Here is a 23418-nt window from a genome sequence, read left to right as displayed (position 1 = left end):
GTCCGCGTCCGCAGGCTATCGAGGAGAGCGCGTCGCAATGTGGATGATGGTTCCCTTCATCCTCAACAGCCTGCTGAATTTCGTCGTCGGACTGCTCGTCGCGAAATTTCTGGGCCCCGCCGAATATGGGCGTTTCGTGCTGGCGCTCTCCGTCGCCGTCGTCCTGCAGACTTTCGTTTTCGATTGGCTTCGGCTCGCGGCGACGCGCTATTATTCGGAGCAGGACCGCAAAGAGCATCCGGAAGTCCGCTCGACGCTCGATCTGGCGTTCGCCGCGCTTGCGGCGCTCGCGCTGCTCGCCGCGCTCCTTGTCTATTGGCTGGGGCTCGATCTCCCGCTGAGCCACGACCTTGCCGCGCTCGCTGTCGGCGTCTCGCTCTCCAATGCGCTCTTCGACACGGCGACCGCCCTCGTGCGCGCGCGCTTCCACGACAGGGCCTATGGCGCTCTGGTCATCGCCAAGAACGCGCTCGCCTTCGCTCTGACGGTCGGCGGCGCTTTCGTGTTCGGCTCCGCCAATGTGGCGCTCGTTGGCATGATCATTTCGGTTGCAGGCTGCCTCATTGTGGCGAGGGGCGAGCTTGCCGATCCGAATACGCGCTTTCGCCTGGCGGAGCGCCGGCTGGCGACGCGCTTTCTGGCCTATGGCGCGCCGATTGTCCTTGCCAGCGTTCTTTATCAGATCGTGCCGCTCATCAACCGCACGCTGCTGGCGCGGGACCATGGTTTCGCGGAAGTTGGGCAAATCTCGCTCGCCTTCGAGACGGGCGTTCGAATCGTCGGCGCGATCGGCTCGGCCATCGACGTGATTCTTTTCCAGCTCGCCGTGCATACGGAACGCACGTCAGGGGCCATTGCCGCGCGCGCGCAAATCTCCCGTAATCTCGGCGTTGTTTTTGCGATCGTCACGCCCGCCGTCGCGGGCTCCTGGCTCATTCTCCCGAGCTTCGAGGCGCTGTTCGCGCCGGAGAATTTCCGCGGTCCATTCGCGCTGTATTTTGCGCAGATGACGCCCGCGCTCTTCGCTTTCGCAATGACAAATTATGGCGTGAACACCGCCTTCCAGCTCGCGCATCGATTGACGCCGCTGATCATTGCCGCGCTGATCGCCTTGCTTGCCGATCTTGTGGCCGTCGCGCTGTTGCCTGCGACCGCGGACGCCACGCGCTTCGCTTATGCGCAATCGATTTCATCCGTCGCCGGCTTTGCAGCGCTTGTCGCCATGCTCTTTCTTTTGGAGCCGATGTGGCCACGCGCCCGCGACGTGATCGGGGCCGTCGTCGCGACATCCGCCATGCTTCTCCTGGGCGCGCCGATGCGGGCCCTGGCGCCGGGCGTCGTTACCCTTGCGATGCAAATTCTCGCAGGCGCCGCTGTCTATGGCGCCGTCGCTTATGCGTTCGACATCGCCGATCTGCGCAGCGTCATCTGGCCGAGCGTTCTAAGGCGGCTGCGGGGAAGAAACGCCGAGGCGCGCTCATAACTCCAGCACGCGGCGCGGGTCGCAACGATTGCGCGCTAGATCCAGAAGCGCGAGCAGATTGCCGCGCAATCGGCCAAAGCGGTCGATCCCGGGCTCTGGGACGAGCGATTTGGCGACATTGGCCAGAAAATTCCTGCTCGCGAGGTTCAGGGCGAAACCAGCCGAAACGGTTCCCTTGCGTAAAAGGTAGAGTGGGTTGGCGATCTGCGAATAGCCTAGCCGCACGCCCGAGGTGCGGCCGGAACGAACGCCAAGATGCACCCCCGCGAAGGCATTGGTGCGGACAACGCGGCCGACGCGCGCATACAACGCCGAGAAGTCGGTGTCTTCGAGCCATCCATAGAGCGGCAGATTTTCATCGAAGCGCGCTTGCGGCGCGGCGGCAAGGCGAAAAGCCATATTGCAGCCATATGTGCCCGTCTCGTCGGTCATTCGGACATCGCCGGGGCAGGGGGGCGAATAGGCGGCGACGAGGGCGTCCGCTTGAGCGAAATCGAGCGGTTCGCGGTGGTGAATGCCGTCGGCGATCAAATGGCCCGATGCGGCCACGATGTCGGCATGTTCGGCGAACAAGCGCCTGACGCCGTCGATGAAGCCTTCGCTCGGAACATAGTCGTCATCGACGAAGACGAGAACATCCGCATCTCTCCCGACAAGGTCCAAAGCGTGATTGCGCTGGATCGTCAGGCCGCGTGCGCGCGCGACATGAAACTCCGCTGCGCCCGCCGGGATCGGCGCGTCTTCGGGAGACGCGCCGATCACCAGCAAGCGATGCAGCTCATGCGAGAATTTGGCGAAACGCTGCAGGCATTGCCCGACGACATGTGGACGCCCGGTCGTGGCGATGGCGACAACGATCTTCATGCCGCGCGCCAATGTGATTGAACCTTCTCATAGACGGCCGCGACGGAATCGAGGTGGCGATCGAGCGTCAGCGGGGCCGCCCAATAGCGCGCATAGGCCGCCTCGGACATTCGCCGCGCGACTCCACCGTCCTTGAGACGCGTAATGGCCTCGGCAAGCGATTGCGCGTCGGAGGATTTGAACCAGACGCCCGTTTCGCCGTCGACGACCGCCTCGCGCCCGGCGCAGAGATCGCTGACGATCACGGGCGTGCCGAGGGCGAGCGACTCATAGACGGTGAGCGGCTGGCCCTCGTACCAAACGGAAGGAAAAACGAGCGCCCGCGCCGCGCGCAACGCCGCGCGCACCTCCGGCGGGCTCCGCCAGCCGAGAAACTTTGACTCAGGGAATTCTTTTCCAAGCGCCTCGCGCTCGGGGCCATCGCCGACGAAGACGGGCGCGACGCCCGCAAGGCGCGCGGCTTCGGCGAAGTAACGCGGGCCCTTTTCCGCCGAGAGGCGCCCCACAAAGACGAAATCGCCCGGCGCTTGGTCGCCCTTCGGTCCCAGGTCCGCCACATCGATTGGATTGCCGACCTCGTAGAAAACAGCGTCCTTTGGCATGTAGGGCGCGATCACCTCGCGCTGCAGCTTCGAGATGGATATGAGATGGCGCGCCGTCTCATAAAGGCCGCTCCCATAGAGCATCAGCGCATGGCGGCCAACGCGCATCAGCTTGCGATGATAGCCGCGCGAGTCGCAGTTATGCGCGATGCAGCCGAGCGACATGGCTTTGTAGTCGCAGTTGCGCGCCGCGCCATAATCGTAAAACCCGCCATTTGGGCAAGCGAGGTAAAACTCGTGGAGCGTATGAACCACCGGCAGGCCCGAGCGCCTCAGCGCCCGGCCGATGGAGGGCGAGAGCGCCTTGGCCCAGCCATGCACATGGACGATCGTCTCGGCGGGATCGCAAGAGGCGAGAAGGTTGGCGAGCCCATGCTCCGCCGCCGCGTTCCACAGCCATTGCGCGCCGAAGCGCGCGAGAGAAGAGGCTGACGTCACATCGGCTTGATCGAGCAGCGTCACCGTGACGCCCGCCTCAGTGAGGCCTGGCTCCACCGGGCCGACGGCGGAGAAATAATCGACGCGATAGCCGCGTTCCGCAAAGCCCTTGGCGCTGTCGATGGCGACCTTGGCGAGGCCGCCGTTGATATGCGCGTGATCGGTGACGACAATGATGCGTAGAGTCATTTTGTTGCGATCACATAGGCGAAGCTCGAAAAGGCGCGCCATTGGCGCTTGCGCGCGATATTCGTAAAAGCCGCGTCGAGCTGCTTGATGCCGGGAAACTTCCAAAAATAGCTGTACCCCCAGAAGGGAAGGACAACTACTTCAGAGAAACCGGCGCGCTTCAGTATCGGGAGTATCTTCGACTCGTCGCTAAAGCAATGGTCATAATAGGCGGGAAATTTCGGATTGTCTCCGTCGTCCTTGCGATCGGGGAATACTGTCTCCAGCATCCAGCGGGAAATTTTTTCCGGGATGAGGCGGTTGAGGACATAGGGCGGCGCATAAAGCGTTGGAAAGAAGCTGAAAGCGACGCCGCCCGGCGCGAGCGTATAAGCAATGTTTTCCCACATGCTCGCAACATCGGGGACATGCTCCATCACCATGCGGCTATACGCGATGTCGTATCGCTCGGGCCCGAGGATGGCTTTGGCGTCCTTGCCGGCGATGTCGCAAACGACCGTCGAATAGCCTGCCGGCGCGAGCGACAATTCACGCGCGGAAATATCGTTGAGCGTGACGTCGAAGCCCAGGGTGACGATTTCGTCCGGCAGGAAGAGCGGATCGCGGCCGCCGCCGATTTCGAGATGGCGCCTCAAACCTTTCTGGCGTGCGATTTCGATGATCGTGCGCTTGTAATTCTCCCAAGCCCAGTTGAAGTCGGGATCATAGCCAAGGCTCGCCACGATCGCACTTATGTCATTTGCGGGTTCCCTGCTTAAAGCCATCCGCTGATTTCCAAATAGTTTCGAAGGCCGCAGCCTAAGTTGGCCCGGTTGCGCAACTGTTAATGAGACTGCGCCGGCCCGATCACACCGTCGCGCTGACGATCTTGTTCCGATTGAATGACCAGCGCGTGCTGACTGCGTTGGAAACGCCTCCCATTTCGGGCGCGCCGGCGACTGGGGCGGGCGGGCCATAGTAATTGCCCTCGGGCGCAGGCGAAGGCAGACTCGTCACCGCCATTTTGACGATCTGAAAGGCGCCGGCGCCGACAATGATATTGCCGGATATTTCGACAAAGGTGCGTGGGTCATTATCGGAATAACCGACTCCAACGTAGCAATACTTTAGAATATTGTTCGAGATGAGCGCAGTAACCGTATTTTGGTCCGGGGCGCCTTGGCCATTCCATGTTCCAGAAAAGATCGCGGCTATGCCCGCCGCTTCCGCGTATTCGATCGTATTGCCATCGGCAATGCAATCCGCAGCAAGCCAAATCCCAACGCCATGTGTTATGCGGCTATAGCCGCCACTGACGCCGTCTGTATATTCGGTGAAAGTGTTTTTCTTGACATAATATATGGCGTTTCCAGTTATTGTCGCACGACGGCTGCCGGCGTTATTATTGACACAGACTATTCCGCCGCCGACATTATTCAATGTGTTCCCAGAGATGACGACATTTGTCCAACCGCCTGCATAATCGGCAGGGTTCTCTACAAAGATGGCCACCTCGCGCGCGGCGTCGACCTGATTGGAGGAAATAGTAACGTCTTTGCAATAATTTACTCTGATAGCAGAGTAATTGGCGTTTGATATGAAATTATCGGCTATGCGTAGGAAGCGCAAGCCATTGCAAGCAATGGCGTTGCCCCATTGCCCGCTTCCGCCAGAATTATTGAGGACGGTATACACTCGATTTCGTTGAATGATTGTTCCATCAAAATAAGTTTGCGATACGGCCCAGGGCGACCGATAGCATTCGATGCCGGTGTTGAGGCTGTTGGTAAGATAGTTGTTTTCTATCGTCAGCCCGGCCCCGTTTACGCTGCTCAGGGAGGCGCTGCAATTGTCGCAGCGGTTGCCGCTGACGCGGCCTTCAGCGCCATAGAGATACAGACCAGACGAAGTGGAGCGCCAGAAAAAACAATCCTCCACCACCATGCGATCGGCATTGAAAAACTGCAGCAGGCCATTTTGTCCGCCTAGTGGCTTGTTCTCCCCGTCGAAATTCAATCCCCTGATGACAACGCCCGGGATGCGGGAGGAGGTCGTTCCCGACCCGATCTGCATAACGAAAGCATTGCTCGTCGACGATCTCAGTTGCACGCTATCTTTTCGTGCGTAAATCGTCACTGTTCCAGCGATAATGACGGATGCTTCCGTATAAATGCCAGGCGCGATAAATAGCGGCAGCCCCGTCGATTGGGCGAGATTGATGGCGCCTTGCAGCGTGCCCGTCCCCGCTGCAGTCGAGTAAACGATATTTGTTGGCGAGGATGTAATCGAAGGCATATTTTACTCCCAAAAGTCCTAGAGGGTGTTATGCACTCTGTATTACGAAGTCGGCTGCGCGTTTGAGCATGAGGCAGGCAAAAGCGACGACGTGGAGGCCAGCGAGTGTGTCGGCGTAGCGTTCGTAGTCTTTGACCAGCCGCCTGCATCGGGTCGCCCAAGCGAAGGATCGTTCGACGACCCAGCGTTTGGGCAACAGCACGAAGCCTTTTTTCGCTTCGGAGAGTTTGACCACGCAGAGTTCGACGCCCTGCGCTTTGGCCGCCTCCGTGGCTTTCTCGCCGGTATAACCTTGATCGACATAAATAAGCTCGACGTTCTCGCCTGTGGCGTCCTGCACAGCGGCGGCGAGCTTGCCGACCTCGGCGCGGTCGTCGACATTCGCTGGCGTAACGTGCAGCGCCAGCAAGTGCCCCAGCGTGTCGACCGCCATGTGCAGCTTGGAGCCGCGCTTGCGCTTGGCGCCGTCATAGCCGGCCCGTGGACCGCTTTCCGGCGTCGAACGCAGCGTGCGGCTGTCGATGATCGCCGCGGTTGGCTCCTCGGCGCGACCGGAGGCGACGCGCAACAAGGCGCGCAGGTCCTGCGCAAGCTCTTCGAACACGCCCGCCGCCAGCCAGCGCTGCGATTGCTGATACACTGCGGACCAGGGCGGCAGATCGTTGGGCATGGCGCGCCATGCTATGCCGTAACGCAGAACGTAGCGCAGGCCGTTGAATAGCTCACGAAGCAAATGCTGACGTTGCGGAGCGCCCTCGTCCATCAGCGTCAGATACGGCGCAACCAGCGACCATTCCTCGTCGCTGACATCAGACGGATACGGTTTGCGAATCGGAGACATCCGATTCCATTAAGATAATCAACTACCAAAGTACATAACACCCTCTAGGCGAAATGTGCGAGATAAACGCCGAACTCAATGGACTCGGCGCAGTCGTTGCCAAAAAAGACATTGTCGCGCCCTGCATGGGAAAACATCGCCACGCGGCTGAGACTGATCCTGTTATTCGAAATCCTTGCCCCCTGGCACTCCCATAGGGCGACAGCGGCCTGCGGCGCCCCTTCGAAGACACAATCCGAGACGGAAAAACCATCGACGCGCCAAGCTGTAAGCAAGCCGTTGAAGCGTTCTGGCGCATAAGGAAGGGTGTCGATCGGGCGCTCGAGAGGATTGACGCCCATGGCGTGCGGCAAGGAGCCCCCCGAGAACGTCAGGCCGCTCAGGGAGACGCCAGAAAGACGTTCACGCCCGGCTTGTGGACGCACGTCAATCGTAAAGCTTTCTTGCCCCATCGGTTTGATGATCGTCTTGCCGGGCGTTCCGCGCACCGATAGAGGCGCGTCGATTACAAATCCGCGGGTACGAAAAACCCCTTCGCCGAATTCCAATGCGAGGCCGTGCCGAGACGCGAGATGAATTGCTTCTTGCAGTGTTGCTCGACTGAGCGATTTATCGCTGACCCGGTCGGCGGCAACGAAAAGGCGGTCGCTGAACCTCTCAACGTGAAAGATAGGGAGGCCGTCAGCGGCCCAGGATGGCGCCGACGCCGCGCCGATCGACAAAGGAAGAAGCTTCACGAAACTGCGACGATTCATGTATAAAATCCTGGAACTACTTTTCTCGAGCCAATAGCTGAAACCTATGTTTGAAATCTTAGCGCGTCAAGGCGTCGGAGGCCGGGCTTTCATAACAATGAAGGTGCTGTATCCTGAGGCAACCGGTGGCAGACCGTGAATTGGCCTCGATAACAGACCCGTCCATGAACTTCAGCGCCAAAGAGAGCCAGGCCGTTCACTCGATGCTCGAAAGGGCGGCCTCGAACGACGTGGATGCGCTCACGCGTGATCTTGAAGCCTCTCCACAGGGGCTTTCCGAGGCGGAAGCGGCGCGCCGCCTCAGGCGGCATGGGTCCAACCGCGTCGCCAGCGAAACGGGCGGCGGCGTCTTTCGCGAGTTGGCGCGCAATGTCTTCAATCCGCTGAACGGCCTTCTGCTCACGCTCGCGGTCGCTTCCTGGGCGTTGAGCGATCGACGGGCGGCGATCGTCATCTCCGCAATGGTGATCCTCAGCGTTCTTCTTGCTTTCGTGCAGGAGCATCGCTCCAACGCCGCCGCCGCGAAGCTGCGCGCGATGGTGCGCACCCATGCCTCGGTGCGCCGTCCCGAGCGCGTCGACAGCGACGATCCTTTCGTCGAAATCTCCCTAGAAGAGCTGGTTCCCGGAGATATTGTGCGGCTCGCCGCGGGCGATATGATCCCCGCAGACCTTCGCATGCTGACGACGAAAGATCTCTTCGTCAATCAATCGGCCTTGACCGGCGAGTCGATGCCGGTCGAGAAATTTGCGCATCGCGTTGCGGCGCCCGTCGATCTCTCGGAGGCCGACAATCTCGCCTTCATGGGCTCGAATGTCGTGAGCGGCTATGGCGAAGCGATTGTCGTTGTGACGGGGAGGGACACTTACTTCGGCGCCATTGCCGATAAGATCGTCGACGCCGATAGCTCTACGGCCTTCGACGAGAGCGTTCGAAAATTCACCTGGCTGATGATCAGCTTCATGGCGGTCATGGCGCCGCTCGTGTTTTTTGTGAATGGCTATTTGAAAGGCGACTGGCTGGGCGCCTTTCTTTTTGCAGTCTCCGTCGCGGTCGGCCTGACCCCGGAAATGCTGCCGATGATCGTCACGGTCAATCTTGCCAAAGGCGCCATGGCGATCTCTCGCGAGAAGGTGATCGTGAAGCGCCTCAACGCCATGCAGAACTTCGGCGCGATGGATGTGCTGTGCACAGATAAGACGGGCACGCTGACGCAGGATCGTATCATCCTCAAGCGTCACCTCGACATCTTTGGCGAAGACTCTGACCGCGTCCTGGAGTTTGCGTATCTCAACAGTCATTTCCAGTCCGGCTTGCGTAATCTCCTCGACGTTGCCGTGCTGCAACACGCAGAGATAGAAGAGCGCCTGTCGCCCCAGCATAGTTTCAAGAAGATCGACGAGATCCCCTTCGATTTCGAGCGCCGCCGCCTATCCGTCGTGGTGGAGCGCGACGATGGCGAACGGCTGCTGATCTGCAAGGGCGCCGTCGAAGAGCTTTTCGCCGTGGCGACCCATTTCGAAGCCGCCGAGACCGAGGGCGCGCTCGATCTCTCGCATCTTGAAGCCGCCAAGCGCGAGACAGCGCGCCTGAACGCCGACGGCTTCCGGGTCATCGCCGTCGCCTATAAATCCGCGCCGCGTGAGCAGAGCGTTTTCACGCCCGCCGATGAAAAGGAGCTGACGCTCCTCGGCTATATCGCTTTTCTCGATCCGCCCAAGGACAGCGCCGCCCAGGCCATCGCCGATCTGCACAACGCCGGCGTCGCCGTGAAAATCCTGACGGGCGATAACGACATCGTGACGCGCAAAATCTGCCGCGACGTCGGGCTGGACGTCGAACGCCTCGCGCTCGGCGCCGAGATCGAGGCGATGGACGACGCGACGCTTGCCGCTTGCGTCTCCGACATCACCGTCTTCGCCAAATTATCGCCGCCGCAGAAAGCGCGCGTCGTGGCCGCTCTGCGCGCCAACGGCCATGTCGTCGGCTATCTCGGCGACGGCATCAATGACGGGCCAGCGTTGAAAGCAGGCGACGTCGGCATTTCGGTCGATTCGGCGGTCGATATTGCGCGCGAATCAGCGGATATCATCCTCCTCGAAAAGAGCCTCTCCGTGCTCAACGACGGGGTCGTCGAGGGCCGGAAAGTCTTCGCCAATATTCTGAAATATGTGCGCATGGGCGCGAGCTCCAATTTCGGGAACATGTTCAGCGTGCTCGGCGCGAGCGTTTTCCTTCCCTTCTTGCCGATGACGCCGATTCAAATTCTCACCAACAATCTACTTTACGATTTTTCGCAAACCGCGATCCCGACCGACGAGGTTGACGAGGAGTTTATCGCGCAGCCGCGCAAATGGGACATTGGCGGCATCGCGAAATTCATGCTCTATCTGGGCCCCGCCAGCTCCGTCTTCGATTACGCCACCTTCATCCTGATGGTTACGGCCTTTGACGGCTGGAACAATCCAGCGCTCTTCCAGACAGGCTGGTTCGTGGAATCCCTCTTCACCCAGACGCTCATCATCCACGTCATCCGCACGAAGAAAATCCCCTTCATCGAAAGCCGGGCGAGCACGGCTCTGCTGCTGACGACTGTTCTGGTCTGCCTCATCGGCGCGGCGCTGCCCTATTCGCCCTTTGCGTCCGCCTTCGGCTTTGTGCCGCTGCCGGCGTCCTATTGGCCGGCGATCGGCGTCTTCCTCATCGGCTACGCTATTCTTGCCCATATCGCCAAGACGGCCTTCTTCAAACGCTTCGGAGATTGATCCCTCCAAGCGCAGCAGGAGACAAAGACGCGCCCGCCCGCTTGGTCGGGAACAAAGCCGTGATCGAGGGAATTTAAAGGCTTCTAGCGCGCCTTCCGCTGCGAAAGCCTATCAACTTTTGCGGAATGCGCTCTTGACGTCTTTCCCTTCGGAGGACGCCGATGCGGCGCATGCTCCTTGCCACTCTTGTTTTCGCCTGCGCGCTTGTCCTTGCGGGCGCACTCGCGCTCACGCAGCGCCCACACGAGCCGCAACGCGCGAGAAGCGCGGCGGAGATCGACGCGATCCTCGAAGGTCTGCGTTTGCCGGAAGACTTTTCCATCTCCCTCTATGCGCGCGCCCCTGGCGCCCGCACACTCGCGGTGGGGCCGAGTGGCAAAGTGATTTTCATCGGCACAGGCGCCGATAACATCGTCTATGTGCTGACGCCCGGCGGCGGTCACGGGGTTCGTGTGGAACGCCTGGAGCTGGCCTTCGAGTTCGATCTGCCGCACGGCCTGTGCTTTTCGCCGGAGGGAACGCTTTTCATTGTCGAACGGAACCGCGTGCTCAGCATCCCGAACGCGGAAGAAGAATGGCGCCGGCCGCACGCGCGCATTGTCGTTGCGAAGGGCGACCTCATCCCGCGTCAGGAGGAAAGCGACGGCCATACGCTGCGCGTCTGCCGCGTGGGGCCGGACGGCAAGCTTTATATCTCGCTCGGCCAGCCTTATGACGTCGAGCCGAAGGAGAAGCTCGCATTCTACGAGCGCACCGGCGTCGGCGGGATCATCCGCATGAATCCCGACGGCTCGAAACGCGACGTTTTCGCGCGGGGCGTGCGTAATTCTGTGGGCATGGATTTCAATCCTGCCGATGGCTCGCTCTGGTTCACCGACAATCAGACGAATGAGCTGGGAGACGACAAGCCGCCCGGCGAATTGAACCGCGCGCCGATCCCCTGGCTGCACTTCGGCTTTCCCTGGTACGGCGGCGGGCATGTGCGCACGGCGGAATATGCGTCGGATGAGCCGCCGCCGGGCGTCATCTTTCCGGAGGTGGAGGAAGAAGCCCACGCCGCTGACCTCGGCATGGTTTTTTACACGGGCGACACTTTCCCGAAAAAATATCGGGGCGGCATTTTCTCGGCCCAGCACGGCTCGGGCGCCCGGACGCAGCCGGTCGGCGCGCGGCTGATGTTCACGCGCCCCGGGCCGGATGGAACGGGCGGCGTCAGCGAACCTTTCGTCGAAGGTTGGAACAAGGGCTCGATGCCCTATCTCGGCACCCCGGTCGACGTGGCGCAGACGCCCCATGGCGATCTTCTTGTCACGGACGACGAGAATGGCGCGATTTATCGGATCAGCTACGGGCGCTCGATTATCGCCGGCGAGTGACGGCGCGGCATTGCCGTTTGGCAGGCGCGGGGCCATTTGCTTGGAAAGCAAGCGAGTTGGAGCGGGATGATGCAAGTTGCGATCAGAAAGGCCGCCGAGCGGGGAATGGCTGACTTCGGCTGGCTCGACAGCCGCCACAGCTTTTCCTTCGGCCAATATTTCGACCCCGACCATATGGGCTTCGGCCCGCTTCGGGTCATCAATGAGGACCGCGTCGCGCCGGGAGGCGGCTTTCCGACCCATCCGCACAAGGACATGGAGATCATCTCCTATGTGCTCGACGGCGCGCTCGCGCATAAGGACAGCACCGGCGTCGGCTCGATCGTTCGCGCTGGAGACGTGCAGCGCATGAGCGCCGGGACCGGCGTGCGCCACAGCGAGTATAACGCCTCGGATCGCGCCCCCGCGCATTTCCTGCAAATCTGGATCGTGCCGGAACGCGAGGGCCTCGCGCCGGGCTATGAGCAGAAGCGTTTCGGGCCGCAGGAAAAGCGCGGCCGCCTGCGCCTCATCGCCTCACACGACGGACGCGACGGCTCCCTCACCATCCATCAAGACGTCGATCTTTACGCAACCATATTATCCGCGGGCGAAAGCGTGTCCCATCAGGTCGCGCCGGGCCGGGCAGCGTGGGTGCAGGTCGCGCGGGGGCTCGTCATGGTGAATGGCGAACGCCTGGAGGCCGGCGACGGGATCGCGGTCAGCGAGGCGGACGCCATACGTCTCGAAGGGCGCGACGACGCCGAGGCGCTGGTCTTCGATATGGCGATCTGAACGAGACGCCCTCACTCCAGATGCGCCGGCGCCTCGAAGGCTTCCTTGTCGGTGATGATGGTTAGCGTGGCGTTGGCGCTCTTGGGCTTGGGGCCGGTCGAAAACAGCGCCAGCGCGAAATCCGCGCCCGTGCGCTTGCTCTCGATGAAGAGCGGCTCGGGGACTTCGGCGAAAATGTCCTGGACCTTGCCGGGCCCAGCGACGCTCAACCGCCAGGATTCGCCATCCTTCTTCAACGACAATCGCTTGGCCGCTTCCGCCCCACTGATCTTCACCGGAACGCGCTTCTCGGCGGCGGTGATCGCGCTCGCAAAGGGCGAGGAGCCGGACTGTGGCAGCGCCAGGGAAAGCTCGGCTTTTGCGGGCAGACAGATCTTGCCGCAGGCGGCATAGTCGAGGTCGAGGGCGAGCGTCACCGGCGCCTTTGGGTCCTTCGGCGTGACCCTGAGCGGGAAGATCACGGTCTCGTCATAGCCGGCGACGATCGTGCCCGCTTCATCCAGATGCTTGGGCGCCGGAAAGGTGGTTTCGACCTTGGCGACATTAACCGATTTCGAGAAATCGAAGACAGGCGGCGAGCCCGCCTCGCCCGGCTGGCGCCAATAGGTGGCGGTCTTGGGCGCGAGGCTGATTTCGACGCCTGCGCGATAGGCGCCGCCTTCCGCCGGGCCGGCGGAGAGCAGCCTGATGGCGGACACCGTTCCCTTTGCCGGCGCTGTCGCAAAAGCCGGCTCGGCGGCCCGCGCCGGCGCGAAGGCCAGCGCCGCGGCGAGCGTGGCTGTGCAAGCAAAAAAGACGCGCATCTTCGGCTTTGGCGTAGTCATCGGGTCTGGTTTCCGGTCGGCTGGCGCGATTTATCCACGCCGCTTGTTAAGGGGGCGTTGCGGGCGTAGCATGAAGCTATGAGTAGGTTGCGCCCCAAGCAAGTTTCCGAAGAGTCTTCCGCTGGCGACGCTCGGACTCCCGGCCGAAGATATCTCGACGGGCAGTTGCTGGTGGCGATGCCCGGCATGACGGACGAGCGTTTTGCGCGCTCGGTGATCTATCTGTGTGCGCATTCGGAAGAAGGCGCGATGGGCATCGTCGTCAACCAACCTGCTCGGGTGAAGAACTTCCCCGATCTTCTCGTGCAACTGCAAGTGATCGCTCCTGAAGAGCGGATCAGGCTGCCGAGCGGCGCCGAGGAGATTCAGGTGCTTTCCGGCGGCCCGGTGCAGACGGACCGCGGCTTTGTGCTGCATTCGCCGGATTTCTTCCTGGACAATTCGACCCTGCCAATCGACGACGGCGTGTCGCTCACGGCGACAATCGACATTTTGCGCGCCATCGCCGCGGGCGAGGGGCCGCACCATGCGTTGCTCGCGCTGGGCTATGCGGGCTGGGACGCGGGGCAGCTCGAGGACGAAATCCAAAAGAACGGCTGGTTGCATTGCCCGGCCGATCCGGCGCTGCTCTTCGACCGGGACCTCGGCAGCAAATATGTGCGCGCCCTGCGCTCCATGGGGGTCGATTTGGAGCGGCTGTCGTCCATCTCGGGGCACGCGTAGCGGTTGGATGCGCGGCTGAGACATCCGTTTGAATAGCTCGCACTGGGGCATGTCATTCCCGGCGGGCTGAAAGCCCGACCGGGAATCCAGAGCCGCAATAGTGCAGGTTTTGCCCAGAACCCGTCATTGCGAGCGAAGCGAAGCAATCCAGGGCGGCGATGCGGCCTTAGATTGCTTCGTCGGCTCCGCCTCCTCGCAATGACGGAGGTGATCCCTTACGGCGCTGGATTGCTGTGAAGCTGGTGGATCTCGTCGATCCGCGCTTCGATCTCCGGCGTGATCTCGATGCTCTCTGAATCCAGATCGGTTCGAAGCTGCGCCATCGTCGTGGCGCCGATGATGTTCGAGGTCACGAAAGGGCGCGACGTGACATAAGCCAGGGCAAGCTGCGCCGGGTCGGCGCCGATCTCTTTGGCGAGCGCGAGATAGGCGCCGATCGCCGCCTCGACCCCCGGTGTTTCATAGCGCTGGCCGCGTTCGAAAAGCGTCGTGCGCGCGCCGGGCGGCCTTGCCCCGCCCTGATATTTGCCGGTGAGATAGCCCTGCGCGAGGGGCGAATAGGCAAGGAGGCCGACGGCCTCGCGCTCGGCAAATTCAGCGAGGCCCATCTCGAACGTGCGAGTGATAAGATTATAGGCGTTCTGGATCGAGACGACCCTTGGCCCATGGCCGAGCTCCGCCGCTCGCAGGAAGCGCGCGACGCCCCAAGGCGTCTCGTTGGATAGGCCGATGTGGCGGACCTTGCCGGCCTTCACCAGCGCGTTCAGCGCGTCCAGCGTTTCTTCGATCGGAACTTCGGGGCGCTTGGAGGGAGGCCGATAGGTCGTCCCGCCGGCGCCCCAGAGCGGCAAAGAGCGGTCGGGCCAGTGCAACTGGTAGAGATCGACATAATCGGTCTGCAGGCGCTTCAGCGAGCCCTCGATCGCAAAATGGATATTCTTACGGTCGAGGACCGTGCCCCCGCCCCCATCGCGCAGCCAATGCGCCTCGCCGCGCCCGGCGACCTTGGTGGCGATGATCACCTTGTCGCGGTTTTTGCGCGAGGCCAGCCACGAGCCGATTATGCGCTCGGTCGAGCCTTGCGTCTCCGGGCGCGGGGGGATCGAATAGATTTCCGCCGTGTCGATGAAGTTGACGCCGCGCGACCGCGCATAGTCGAGCTGCGCGTGGCCTTCCGCCTCGGTGTTCTGCTGGCCCCAGGTCATGGAGCCAAGACAAATGGCCGAGACGGAGAGGTCGGTGGCTCCAAGTTTTCGGTATTCCATATCGCGCCCTAACGTAGAAATTCGCTCGATTGCAGATTCATGCGCAATTCGAAGCTCTGAAATTGCGTGAAGATCGGGAGAAGCCAGGCTTTCAGCGCCGCGCGCACGACGATGGATATATGGGGTGGCGGCGCGTGCAAGAAGGTCGACAGCGAGAGTTCGGCGTCGTCGAGGGCCGCGGCGATGGCGCTTTCGAGCTTCGGGATCACCAATTTCCCGCGCGCGGGGTAGCGGGCGAGGATGTCGTGCGCCTCGGCGCGCAGCGGCGCAGCCCCCTCATTGTGGATGACCGTCAGCCACAAATTCGGCCAGGTGGTGTTGAGCAGCCGGGCGTTGCTCGCAGCCGTCTGCGAACTGTCGGCCTGGAAGAGAATGATCGGTTCGACGCCGGCGTGGCGCGCCTCCTCCAGAAAGCCGATTTCGGCGATCGTGGCGAAGAGCTGGTCGTAGGAGCGGCTCCAGACGTCGACGATCTTGGGGGCGTCGTCGGCGACCAGCAGGCGGTCGAACAGGGAAATCTGTCCCTTGACGTCGCCAATATCGACAACGCGCGCGACCTTCGGAAAAAGCAAGGCGTAGTTAGGCTCGCGCGAATCCGTGTCGAAACCTTCGACAGGGACCCCGCGCGAGAGATAATAATCGGTCAGCAGCCGCGCCGCAGTTGTCACGCCAGTGCGTGAGTGCGGCGAGCAGACGAAGAAGACGAGGGTGCGGCGACTCATTTCATCCTCTTGACGAGGGCGACGCCGCCTTCGTCTCAACGTGCCTTGGCCACACCCGATGTGACGAGATCGAGAAGTCCGACCCGCTCGAATTCATCCGCGACTCTCGCGAGCCATGTGCGCACGTAACCGCGCAGGACGAAAGAGTGATCCGCCGGTTCGCCTTCCGCCGTCTGATTGGCGATGAAGGTCGAATAGGGCGTCCCTGCGAGCTCGACCTGTTCATATGCCAATTCGCCGAGCTTCGGGATGGTGATCTCGCCTGTGGTGTTCACGTCCTCGAAATATTTCGAGTGGGTCTGGGGGTCCCATTCGAAGAAGGTCGTGTCGTTCACATGGTTCTTCACCATGAAGTAGTTGGCGTCGGACATATAGGGCGCGATCTCGGCGATCTCGTCGAGCGAGGCGATCGAGGGGCCGATGACGTGGAGCAGGATGAAGCGGAATTCGCCTGCTTTCACCGCGTCGAAAAAGCCGATCTCGTCGAGCGCTTCGAGCGCGGGGCTCAAGCCGCCGGCGCGCACGTCGATCACGCTGACCTTCGCTTGCGACGAATTCAGCGTGTCGATGATCTTCATCTGATCGGCGGTCGACGTCAGATCGACGATCATCGTCTCTTCCGGATGGAAGCGATACAGCGTCCCGCGCGGCGTCTCGGTGTCGAAGGCGCGGGCGTCGAGATTGTTGAGGGAAAGGAAGTCGAGGACCGCGCGCGCGATCGTCGTCTTCCCGACGCCGCCCTTGTCGGCGCCGACGACTATGACCGTTGGTTTCATAATCGCTCCCGAGGATTGCTGAGGCGGCGTGATTTCTCTCACGTCGCGGCGCGGCTCCGGCTCCTTTTTCGGAGGCGGCGTTTCTTTCGCGGTCTTTATTGGCCTTTTTACCATGAGGTCTCCTCTGGCGATGAGCGCAGCCCTTTCGCCCACCGCTCCGATTGGTCACCTGATTCTTAACAAACATGGATTCTGGCCGCTTGTCATGTCCCAGCTATGAAATTTGGCGGCGCCATATTTAACGGCAAACAGATGTGATTTTAGTCCATATGGCATATTTTAGAAGTGAATTGACTTACGTGCGATTTAGAGTATCTAACCGTTCGAAATACAGAACGCCACTGCTGTGGCGATTTCCGCCTCAACGAAAAGCCCATGAGCATTGCCTTGGAAACTGCCGTCGACCCATCCCCCGTTCCCCTGGAGCCCGAGGCGCCGTTCTTGCGCGTCGAGGACCGGAACGGCGTCATCCACGAGCTGGCGGCCGTAGAGGGCTGGCGGCTGATGGAGATATTGCGCGATTACGGCATTGGCATGGAAAATACGTGCGGAGGCGCGCTGGCCTGCGCCGAATGTCACGTGGTGCTCGACGCCGGTTCGGCCGCCCGCGTGCCGCCGCCGCAGGAGGACGAGCTCGAAAAGCTCGACGAGCTGCCGATGCTCTATGAAAATTCGCGCCTTGCCTGTCAGATTATCTGGTCCGACGAGATGAGCGGCCTCTCCCTCAAGCTGGCGCAGGAGACGTGATGACCGCGCTCAAACATCCGCAGATACTCTTGGCCTCCGACCTTGCCGACGGCGAGGTCGTGTTTCTGGGCGCCGAAAGCTGGGAGCGCGACCATCGGCGCGCCCGCGTGGCGCGCGACAAGGAAGAGGCCGCCGCGCTGGAGGGCTTCGGCAAGGCGGAGATCGCCAAGAATCGCGTCGTCGACGTTTATCTCGCCGACGTGGATGTCGGCGCGGACGGCGTTCCGACGCCCTTGCACTATCGCGAGAAGATGCGCCTCAAGGGGCCGAGCGTGCGCCCCGATCTTGGCAAGCAGGCGAAAGGAGGCGCTTGAGATGACCGCTCACGATCCCAGTCTGGCGCGGCCGAACACGCCGGTCACGACCTATCGCTACGATGAATTCGACGCCGCCTTCGTGCGCGAGCGCGTCGCGGAGTTCCGCGAGCAGGTGCGCCGGCGTCTGGAAGGCTCTCTGACGGAGGAGGAGTTCCGCCCCTTCCGTCTGATGAACGGGCTTTATCTGCAGCTCCACGCCTATATGCTGCGCGTCGCCATCCCCTATGGCACGCTGACGGCGCGGCAGATGCGCCGCCTTGCCGACATCGCCGATAAATATGATCGGGGCTACGGCCATTTCACCACGCGCCAGAACCTCCAGTACAACTGGCCGAAGCTGATCGACACGCCGGATATTCTGGAGGCGCTCGCGGAAGTCGAGATGCACGCCATCCAGACCTCCGGCAATTGCATCCGCAATGTGACGGCCGACCATTTCTCGGGCGTCGCGCCCGATGAGATCGAGGATCCCCGCGCCACGGCGGAATTCCTGCGCCAGTGGTCGAGCGCTCATCCCGAATTCTCCTTCCTGCCGCGCAAGTTCAAGATCGCGGTGACCGGCGCCGAGCATGATCGCGCAGCGATCATGGTTCACGACGTCGGTCTGCGGATTGTGAAGAATGCGGCGGGCGAGGTCGGCTATCAGGTGGTGGTCGGCGGCGGACTCGGGCGCACGCCTTTCGTGGGCAAGGTGCTCCGCGACTATGTGCCGCGGGCCGATCTCCTCGCTTATCTCGAGGCGGTCATGCGGGTTTATAACCGCTTCGGCCGTCGCGACAATAAATACAAGGCCCGCATCAAGATCCTCGTTCACGAGAAGGGGATCGAGGAAGTGCGCGCCGCCGTCGAGGCGGAATTCGCCGCGATGGATCGCTCCGCGTTTTCCTATGACCCTGCGGAATTCGAGCGCATCGCCGGTTTCTTCACGCCGCCGCCTTACGAGGCGCTGCCGGCGGAGTCGGCCAAGCTGCGGGCCGAACGCGTCGCCCATCCGGCCTTCGGCAATTTCGCCGAGGTCAATGCCGCGCCGCACCGGGTTCCGGGCTACGCCATCGTCACCGTGTCGCTGAAGCCGATCGGCGGCATTCCCGGCGACGCCACCTCGCAGCAGATGCGCGTTCTCGCTGACGCGAGCGAGCGCTTCGGCTTCGGCGAGCTGCGGATTTCCCATGAGCAGAACGTCATTCTGCCGCATGTGAAGCAGGACGATCTATTCGATCTGTGGAAGCTGCTCGACGGCGCGGGGCTGGCGACGGCGAACGCCGGTCTCGTCTCGGACATCATCTCCTGCCCCGGGCTCGATTACTGCGCGCTGGCGACGGCGCGCTCGATCCCGATTGCGCAGGCGATCTCCAAGCGCTTCTCCGATCTCTCGCGCCAGCGCCGCATCGGCAAATTGGGCATCAAGATTTCCGGCTGCATCAACGCCTGCGGCCACCACCATGTCGGCGCGATCGGCATTCTGGGGCTCGAAAAGAAGGGTCAGGAATCCTACCAGATCACGCTTGGGGGCGATCCGACCTTCTCGGCGTCGATCGGCGAAATTCTTGGCCCCGGCGTCACGGCGGAGCAAGTGCCCGACGTGATCGAGCATATTGTCGATTTCTATCTGGCCGAGCGCCAGGAGGGCGAGACATTCATCGAAACATGGCGGCGCATCGGTCATGCCCGCTTCAAGGATGTGCTGCGGCGGGAGGGTGAAGATGGCGCTGATATCTGAAGGCCGCTTTATCGAAGACGCCTGGCGCCGCCTCGCCGATGAAGAGGCGCTGCCCAAGAGCGGCAAGATAATCGTGTCGCTGTCGCGTCTCGAACATGCGGTCGCGCATCTCGATGCGGGCGTGGCGCTCGGCGTCCTCGCGCCGAACACCACAGAGCCCGAGGCGCTCGTTTCCGCGCTGCCCCGCCTCTCTCTTATCTCCATCGTCTTTCCCGCCTTCGCGGACGGACGCGGCTTCTCGCTGGCGCGGCTGATCCGCAGGGCCGGCTTTACGGGCGAGCTGCGCGCAAGCGGGCGGCTGCTTGCCGACCAGTATCGCCATGCGCTCGGTTGCGGCTTCGACACGATCGAAATTCCAGACGATCTCGCTGAGCGGCAGGATGAGTCGCAGTGGCAGGCGGAGCGCACGGCGCATGCGCGCACCTATCAGCGCGGCTATGTCGCGCCGGGCTCTATTCTCGAAGCGCGGCGCAAGGCGGCGGCGAAATGAAGGCTTGGTTGCTTCGCCAGGGCTCCCTTTGGGCGCTCGATTTCCGGTCGGGCCTTCGGTCCGCCGACACTTTGGGCGCGCTCAGATCATGAATCCTTCCATCCCGGAAATACTCGGCCCGCGTCTCGCGCCGCTTGATCTCGATCTCCGGCTCAAGCTCGTCCGCGAGTTCATCCCCGGCCGTATCGTCTTCACGACGAGCTTCGGCGTCGAAGATCAGCTCGTCACCCATTCGATCTTCACGCAGGGGCTCGATATCGACGTCGTGACGATCGACACCGGACGCCTGTTTCCCGAAACCTACACCCTGTGGGAAGAGACCGAAGCTCGCTACGCCCGGCGCATCCGCGCCGCCTATCCGCAGGCGGCGGCGCTCGAAGCGCTGGTCGAAGAGCAGGGCGTCAACGGCTTTTACAAATCCCCCGAAGCGCGCAAGGCCTGCTGCCATGTGCGCAAGGTCGAGCCGCTTTCTCGCCTGCTGGCCGGCGTCTCCGGCTGGATCACGGGCCTGCGCGCCGATCAGTCCGCCGCGCGCGCCGAGGTTCCGCTCGTCGCTTTCGACGCCAATTACCGGGTCATCAAAATCAACCCCGTCCTCGACTATAAGCGCGAAGACATCGTCGCCGCGACCCAGGAGTTTTCAATCCCCGTGAACGAACTCCACGCCAAGGGTTTCCTGTCGATCGGCTGCGCGCCCTGCACGCGCGCCATTGAGCCCGGCGAAGACGAACGCGCCGGCCGCTGGTGGTGGGAGCAGGACGACAAGAAAGAGTGCGGCCTGCATGTCGGCGAGGATGGCGTTCTGCGTCGCGGTCCGGCGCCTGATTCCGCCTCGCCGGAGGTATTCGAATGAGCGCGCTTCCGACCCGTTCGCTTGGCCATCTGGACCGTTTGGAAGCCGAAAGCATTCACATCATGCGCGAGGCTGTCGCCGAATGCGAGCGGCCCGTGATGCTGTTTTCGATCGGCAAGGACTCGATGGCGATGTTGCATGTCGCCAGAAAAGCCTTCTATCCGTCGAAGCTCCCGTTCCAATTGCTCCATGTCAACACGATGTGGAAGTTCCGGGAGATGATCGAGTTTCGCGACAAGATCGTCAAGGAATGGGGCCTGGAGCTCGTCGAATATATCAATCCCAAAGGGATTGAGATGAACATCAGCCCCTTCGTCCATGGCTCGAAGCTCCACACCGAGATCATGAAGACCGAGGCGCTGAAGCAGGCGCTCGATAAATATAAATTCGACGCGGCCTTCGGCGGCGCGCGCCGCGACGAGGAGAAGTCGCGCGCCAAGGAGCGCGTGCTGTCCTTCCGCACAGCGCAGCATCGTTGGGACCCGAAGAACCAGCGGCCCGAATTCTGGCGCCTCTACAACACCCGCAAGGCGCCGGGCGAGAGTCTGCGCATCTTCCCCATGTCCAATTGGACCGAAGCCGACATCTGGGACTATGTCGCGCGTGAGAACATCCCCGTGGTGCCGCTCTATTTCGCGAAGGAGCGGCCGGTGGTGCGCCGCAGCGGCACGCTGATCATGGTCGACGACGCGCGCATGACGCTCGAACCCGGCGAGACCATCGAGCGCAAGATGGTGCGTTTCCGCACGCTCGGTTGCTATCCGCTGACCGGCGCCATCGAGAGCGAGGCGGCCACGCTCGACGAGATCATCACGGAGATGCGCGAAAGCCGCACCTCCGAACGGCAGGGCCGCCTGATCGACCAGGACGGCTCCAGCTCCATGGAGCAGAAGAAGCAGGAAGGATATTTCTGAGATGCAGGGCGTCGAGGTCATGGAAGCCCCCGCGCCGGCGGTTGCGCGCATCGCCGCAGACAAGCCGCTCCTGCGTTTCATCACCTGCGGCTCGGTCGACGACGGCAAGTCGACGCTGATCGGCCGCCTGCTTTACGACGCCAATCTGGCGCCGGACGATCTCATCGCCGCGCTCGAAGCCGACTCCAAGAAGCACGGCACGCAGGGCGACGATCTCGATTTCGCGCTGCTCGTCGACGGACTTGCGGCGGAGCGCGAGCAGGGCATCACCATCGACGTCGCCTATCGCTATTTTGCGACCGACAAGCGCAAGTTCATCGTCGCCGACACGCCCGGCCACGAGCAATATACGCGCAATATGGCCGTCGGCTCCTCGACCGCAGATCTCGCCATTCTGCTCGTCGACGCCCGCAAGGGCATTCTGCCGCAGACGCGCCGCCACAGCGTCATCAATTCCATGTTCGGCGTGCGCCATGTGGTCGTCGCCGTCAACAAGATGGACCTCGTCGGCTACAGCGAGGACGTGTTCCGCAAGATCGTGGCGGATTTCCACGAATTCGCGAAGAATCTCCACTTCGCCTCGATCTATGTCGTGCCGCTCGTGGCCAAGGACGGCGACAATCTCGTGCATTCTAGCCAGTATATGCCGTGGCACGACGGACCATCGCTCCTCGCTTATCTGGAAGGCGTCGCGGTCGAAGACGTCATGCGCATCGCGCCCTTCCGTATGCCGGTGCAATGGGTCAACCGCCCGAATCTCGATTTCCGTGGCTTCTCGGGCTTCATCAGCGGCGGCAATATCCGTCCCGGCGACATTGTGCGTATCCTCCCTTCCGGGCGCGACACGCGCGTTTCGCGCGTCGTCACCTATGACGGCGATCTGGAGAGCGGCGTATCGGGCCAGTCGGTGACGATCACGCTCGCCGAGGAAATCGACTGCTCGCGCGGCGATCTGTTGAGCTCGCCGGTCTCACCGGCGCAGGTCGGCGACAGGCTGGAGGCAAAGCTCCTCTGGCTTGTGCGTGAGCCGCTGACCACCGGCAAGAGCTATCTGCTCAAGATCGGGACGAAGACGACGCCCGCGGTCGTCAACCTCGTGCAGTCGCGCATCGAGATCGAGACCGGCCTGGCGACGCCGCTTGGCGCGGAGGAGACGCTGGCCTTCAACGAAATCGGCGAGGCGCAGCTTTCGCTCGAAACCGTGGTCGCCTGTGATCCCTATGTCGAGAACCGCGAGACCGGCGGCTTCATCCTGATTGATCGCATCACCAATGAGACTGTCGCGGTCGGCATGGTGAAGGAGGTTTCGGCCTCCAGCCGCCGTGTCGCGGCGCCTTTGGCCGACGTCAGCTATGCCTCGATGGAGGGCGTCGCGCTCGATCAAGGGAGCGTGCTGTCGACGCCCAAGCGCAGCCTGCTGAAGGCGGCCTCCTGGCTGGTTCCGGCGACCCTCATCAATTTCGTTATCGTGAACGCCTTGTTGAGCGACGCCGTTGTGTCGTTCGAGATCGCGATCGCCCAGACGATTGCGATCTCCGCGCTGCGTCATTTCCATGAGCGCTTCTGGACGCGCTCGGCCTTCGGTCTGGAGAGCAAAGAGGGGCCGACGGCGGCGAACGATCCGGGAATTTGAGCCGGACGAGGGCCTTTCTGGCGAGAAGACGGGCGTTCTTGCCGGGCTCTGCCGCGCCGTCCGATCGAGAAGG

General features: G+C 62.1%; 22 protein-coding genes. 12 read left to right on the top strand and 10 right to left on the bottom strand.

Annotation, left to right across the window (positions count from 1 at the left end):
- Nucleotides 1-37 precede the first annotated feature (37 nt).
- A complete protein-coding gene (locus tag JJT62_RS17340; RefSeq protein WP_202074034.1) occupies nucleotides 38-1483 on the top strand; it encodes a lipopolysaccharide biosynthesis protein in 1446 nt (481 codons plus the stop codon).
- Here JJT62_RS17340 and JJT62_RS17335 read toward each other — a convergent pair.
- The 6 genes from JJT62_RS17335 to JJT62_RS17310 form a co-directional block, all read right to left on the bottom strand.
- On the bottom strand, nucleotides 1478-2347 hold the full coding sequence (locus JJT62_RS17335) for a glycosyltransferase family 2 protein (RefSeq protein WP_202074033.1): 870 nt from the start codon (nucleotides 2345-2347) through the stop codon (nucleotides 1478-1480). The two genes, JJT62_RS17340 and JJT62_RS17335, sit on opposite strands and share 6 nt — an antisense overlap.
- Nucleotides 2344-3576 (bottom strand): glycosyltransferase family 4 protein, encoded by a 1233-nt coding sequence (locus tag JJT62_RS17330; protein ID WP_202074032.1) that lies wholly within the window; start codon nucleotides 3574-3576, stop codon nucleotides 2344-2346. The genes JJT62_RS17335 and JJT62_RS17330 overlap by 4 nt, the downstream gene beginning before the upstream one ends.
- Nucleotides 3573-4340, bottom strand: a complete 768-nt coding sequence (locus JJT62_RS17325) for a bifunctional 2-polyprenyl-6-hydroxyphenol methylase/3-demethylubiquinol 3-O-methyltransferase UbiG (protein WP_202074031.1) — start codon at nucleotides 4338-4340, stop codon at nucleotides 3573-3575. Before JJT62_RS17325 ends, JJT62_RS17330 begins: the two co-directional genes overlap by 4 nt.
- Nucleotides 4341-4422: 82 nt before the next feature.
- Nucleotides 4423-5850, bottom strand: a complete 1428-nt coding sequence (locus JJT62_RS17320; protein ID WP_202074030.1) for a TIGR03808 family TAT-translocated repetitive protein — start codon at nucleotides 5848-5850, stop codon at nucleotides 4423-4425.
- Nucleotides 5851-5878: 28 nt separating this feature from the next.
- The gene (locus JJT62_RS17315) at nucleotides 5879-6691 is read right to left on the bottom strand and encodes an IS5 family transposase (RefSeq protein ID WP_202074029.1); all 813 of its coding nucleotides are present in this window, start codon (nucleotides 6689-6691) and stop codon (nucleotides 5879-5881) included.
- 44 nt (nucleotides 6692-6735) lie between these two features.
- Nucleotides 6736-7446 (bottom strand): hypothetical protein, encoded by a 711-nt coding sequence (locus JJT62_RS17310; protein WP_202074028.1) that lies wholly within the window; start codon nucleotides 7444-7446, stop codon nucleotides 6736-6738.
- A 164-nt stretch (nucleotides 7447-7610) separates the two neighbouring features.
- On the opposite strand from JJT62_RS17310, the gene mgtA reads away from it, so the two are divergent.
- The 3 genes from mgtA to JJT62_RS17295 all read left to right on the top strand — a co-directional run bounded on the left by mgtA (nucleotide 7611) and on the right by JJT62_RS17295 (nucleotide 12361).
- A complete protein-coding gene (gene mgtA / locus JJT62_RS17305) occupies nucleotides 7611-10211 on the top strand; it encodes a magnesium-translocating P-type ATPase (protein WP_202074027.1) in 2601 nt (866 codons plus the stop codon).
- Between the two features lie 161 nt (nucleotides 10212-10372).
- A complete protein-coding gene (locus tag JJT62_RS17300) occupies nucleotides 10373-11587 on the top strand; it encodes a sorbosone dehydrogenase family protein (protein ID WP_202074026.1) in 1215 nt (404 codons plus the stop codon).
- 105 nt (nucleotides 11588-11692) lie between these two features.
- Nucleotides 11693-12361 (top strand): pirin family protein, encoded by a 669-nt coding sequence (locus JJT62_RS17295; protein ID WP_305076403.1) that lies wholly within the window; start codon nucleotides 11693-11695, stop codon nucleotides 12359-12361.
- Between the two features lie 11 nt (nucleotides 12362-12372).
- On the opposite strand, the gene JJT62_RS17290 is transcribed toward JJT62_RS17295, so the two are convergent.
- Nucleotides 12373-13185 (bottom strand): protein-disulfide reductase DsbD domain-containing protein, encoded by an 813-nt coding sequence (locus tag JJT62_RS17290; RefSeq protein ID WP_202074024.1) that lies wholly within the window; start codon nucleotides 13183-13185, stop codon nucleotides 12373-12375.
- Nucleotides 13186-13263: 78 nt separating this feature from the next.
- Between JJT62_RS17290 and JJT62_RS17285 the strand changes: the two genes are divergently transcribed.
- Nucleotides 13264-13908 carry a YqgE/AlgH family protein gene (locus JJT62_RS17285; RefSeq protein ID WP_202074023.1) on the top strand — a complete coding sequence of 215 codons (645 nt, stop codon included), beginning with the start codon at nucleotides 13264-13266 and terminating at the stop codon, nucleotides 13906-13908.
- A 215-nt stretch (nucleotides 13909-14123) separates the two neighbouring features.
- Here JJT62_RS17285 and JJT62_RS17280 read toward each other — a convergent pair whose 3' ends face one another.
- Genes JJT62_RS17280 through JJT62_RS17270 form a run of 3 tightly spaced genes read right to left on the bottom strand, consistent with a single transcriptional unit; the run spans nucleotide 14124 to nucleotide 16674 of the window.
- Nucleotides 14124-15173, bottom strand: a complete 1050-nt coding sequence (locus JJT62_RS17280; protein ID WP_202074022.1) for an aldo/keto reductase — start codon at nucleotides 15171-15173, stop codon at nucleotides 14124-14126.
- Nucleotides 15174-15181: 8 nt separating this feature from the next.
- Entirely contained in the window at nucleotides 15182-15895 is a 714-nt protein-coding gene (locus JJT62_RS17275) for a hypothetical protein (RefSeq protein WP_202074021.1), read from the bottom strand.
- A 35-nt stretch (nucleotides 15896-15930) separates the two neighbouring features.
- Nucleotides 15931-16674, bottom strand: a complete 744-nt coding sequence (locus tag JJT62_RS17270) for a hypothetical protein (RefSeq protein WP_202074133.1) — start codon at nucleotides 16672-16674, stop codon at nucleotides 15931-15933.
- A 372-nt stretch (nucleotides 16675-17046) separates the two neighbouring features.
- On the opposite strand from JJT62_RS17270, the gene JJT62_RS17265 reads away from it, so the two are divergent.
- The 7 genes from JJT62_RS17265 to cysN all read left to right on the top strand — a co-directional run bounded on the left by JJT62_RS17265 (nucleotide 17047) and on the right by cysN (nucleotide 23345).
- The gene (locus JJT62_RS17265; protein ID WP_202074020.1) at nucleotides 17047-17418 is read left to right on the top strand and encodes a 2Fe-2S iron-sulfur cluster-binding protein; all 372 of its coding nucleotides are present in this window, start codon (nucleotides 17047-17049) and stop codon (nucleotides 17416-17418) included.
- Complete coding sequence (locus JJT62_RS17260) at nucleotides 17418-17732, top strand: DUF2849 domain-containing protein (RefSeq protein WP_202074019.1); 315 nt, start codon at nucleotides 17418-17420, stop codon at nucleotides 17730-17732. The genes JJT62_RS17265 and JJT62_RS17260 overlap by 1 nt, the downstream gene beginning before the upstream one ends.
- 1 nt (nucleotide 17733) lies before the next feature.
- Nucleotides 17734-19455: a nitrite/sulfite reductase gene (locus JJT62_RS17255; RefSeq protein WP_202074018.1), complete on the top strand. Its 1722-nt coding sequence runs from the start codon at nucleotides 17734-17736 to the stop codon at nucleotides 19453-19455.
- Nucleotides 19439-19945 carry a DUF934 domain-containing protein gene (locus JJT62_RS17250; RefSeq protein WP_202074017.1) on the top strand — a complete coding sequence of 169 codons (507 nt, stop codon included), beginning with the start codon at nucleotides 19439-19441 and terminating at the stop codon, nucleotides 19943-19945. Before JJT62_RS17255 ends, JJT62_RS17250 begins: the two co-directional genes overlap by 17 nt.
- Before the next feature lie 88 nt (nucleotides 19946-20033).
- Nucleotides 20034-20798 (top strand): phosphoadenylyl-sulfate reductase, encoded by a 765-nt coding sequence (locus tag JJT62_RS17245; RefSeq protein ID WP_202074016.1) that lies wholly within the window; start codon nucleotides 20034-20036, stop codon nucleotides 20796-20798.
- Nucleotides 20795-21712 carry a sulfate adenylyltransferase subunit CysD gene (gene cysD / locus JJT62_RS17240; protein WP_202074015.1) on the top strand — a complete coding sequence of 306 codons (918 nt, stop codon included), beginning with the start codon at nucleotides 20795-20797 and terminating at the stop codon, nucleotides 21710-21712. The genes JJT62_RS17245 and cysD overlap by 4 nt, the downstream gene beginning before the upstream one ends.
- Nucleotide 21713: 1 nt before the next feature.
- Nucleotides 21714-23345, top strand: a complete 1632-nt coding sequence (gene cysN, locus JJT62_RS17235) for a sulfate adenylyltransferase subunit CysN (protein WP_202074014.1) — start codon at nucleotides 21714-21716, stop codon at nucleotides 23343-23345.
- The last annotated feature ends 73 nt before the right edge of the window (nucleotides 23346-23418 follow it).

Source organism: Methylocystis sp. Sn-Cys (genome assembly GCF_016745395.1).
GTDB lineage: Bacteria > Pseudomonadota > Alphaproteobacteria > Rhizobiales > Beijerinckiaceae > Methylocystis > Methylocystis iwaonis.
Note: the sequence above shows the minus strand (reverse complement) of the source record. Positions and strands in the feature narration are given on the sequence as shown.

Bases quoted from the DNA above. Each gene is read 5' to 3' on its own strand.
- JJT62_RS17340 (WP_202074034.1), top strand. From the start codon at position 38: ATGTGGATGATGGTTCCCTTCATCCTCAACAGCCTGCTGAATTTCGTC.
- JJT62_RS17335 (WP_202074033.1), bottom strand. From the start codon at position 2,347: ATGAAGATCGTTGTCGCCATCGCCACGACCGGGCGTCCACATGTCGTC.
- JJT62_RS17330 (WP_202074032.1), bottom strand. From the start codon at position 3,576: ATGACTCTACGCATCATTGTCGTCACCGATCACGCGCATATCAACGGC.
- JJT62_RS17325 (WP_202074031.1), bottom strand. From the start codon at position 4,340: ATGGCTTTAAGCAGGGAACCCGCAAATGACATAAGTGCGATCGTGGCG.
- JJT62_RS17320 (WP_202074030.1), bottom strand. From the start codon at position 5,850: ATGCCTTCGATTACATCCTCGCCAACAAATATCGTTTACTCGACTGCA.
- JJT62_RS17315 (WP_202074029.1), bottom strand. From the start codon at position 6,691: ATGTCTCCGATTCGCAAACCGTATCCGTCTGATGTCAGCGACGAGGAA.
- JJT62_RS17310 (WP_202074028.1), bottom strand. From the start codon at position 7,446: ATGAATCGTCGCAGTTTCGTGAAGCTTCTTCCTTTGTCGATCGGCGCG.
- mgtA (WP_202074027.1), top strand. From the start codon at position 7,611: ATGAACTTCAGCGCCAAAGAGAGCCAGGCCGTTCACTCGATGCTCGAA.
- JJT62_RS17300 (WP_202074026.1), top strand. From the start codon at position 10,373: ATGCGGCGCATGCTCCTTGCCACTCTTGTTTTCGCCTGCGCGCTTGTC.
- JJT62_RS17295 (WP_305076403.1), top strand. From the start codon at position 11,693: ATGGCTGACTTCGGCTGGCTCGACAGCCGCCACAGCTTTTCCTTCGGC.
- JJT62_RS17290 (WP_202074024.1), bottom strand. From the start codon at position 13,185: ATGACTACGCCAAAGCCGAAGATGCGCGTCTTTTTTGCTTGCACAGCC.
- JJT62_RS17285 (WP_202074023.1), top strand. From the start codon at position 13,264: ATGAGTAGGTTGCGCCCCAAGCAAGTTTCCGAAGAGTCTTCCGCTGGC.
- JJT62_RS17280 (WP_202074022.1), bottom strand. From the start codon at position 15,173: ATGGAATACCGAAAACTTGGAGCCACCGACCTCTCCGTCTCGGCCATT.
- JJT62_RS17275 (WP_202074021.1), bottom strand. From the start codon at position 15,895: ATGAGTCGCCGCACCCTCGTCTTCTTCGTCTGCTCGCCGCACTCACGC.
- JJT62_RS17265 (WP_202074020.1), top strand. From the start codon at position 17,047: ATGAGCATTGCCTTGGAAACTGCCGTCGACCCATCCCCCGTTCCCCTG.
- JJT62_RS17260 (WP_202074019.1), top strand. From the start codon at position 17,418: ATGACCGCGCTCAAACATCCGCAGATACTCTTGGCCTCCGACCTTGCC.
- JJT62_RS17255 (WP_202074018.1), top strand. From the start codon at position 17,734: ATGACCGCTCACGATCCCAGTCTGGCGCGGCCGAACACGCCGGTCACG.
- JJT62_RS17250 (WP_202074017.1), top strand. From the start codon at position 19,439: ATGGCGCTGATATCTGAAGGCCGCTTTATCGAAGACGCCTGGCGCCGC.
- JJT62_RS17245 (WP_202074016.1), top strand. From the start codon at position 20,034: ATGAATCCTTCCATCCCGGAAATACTCGGCCCGCGTCTCGCGCCGCTT.
- cysD (WP_202074015.1), top strand. From the start codon at position 20,795: ATGAGCGCGCTTCCGACCCGTTCGCTTGGCCATCTGGACCGTTTGGAA.
- cysN (WP_202074014.1), top strand. From the start codon at position 21,714: ATGCAGGGCGTCGAGGTCATGGAAGCCCCCGCGCCGGCGGTTGCGCGC.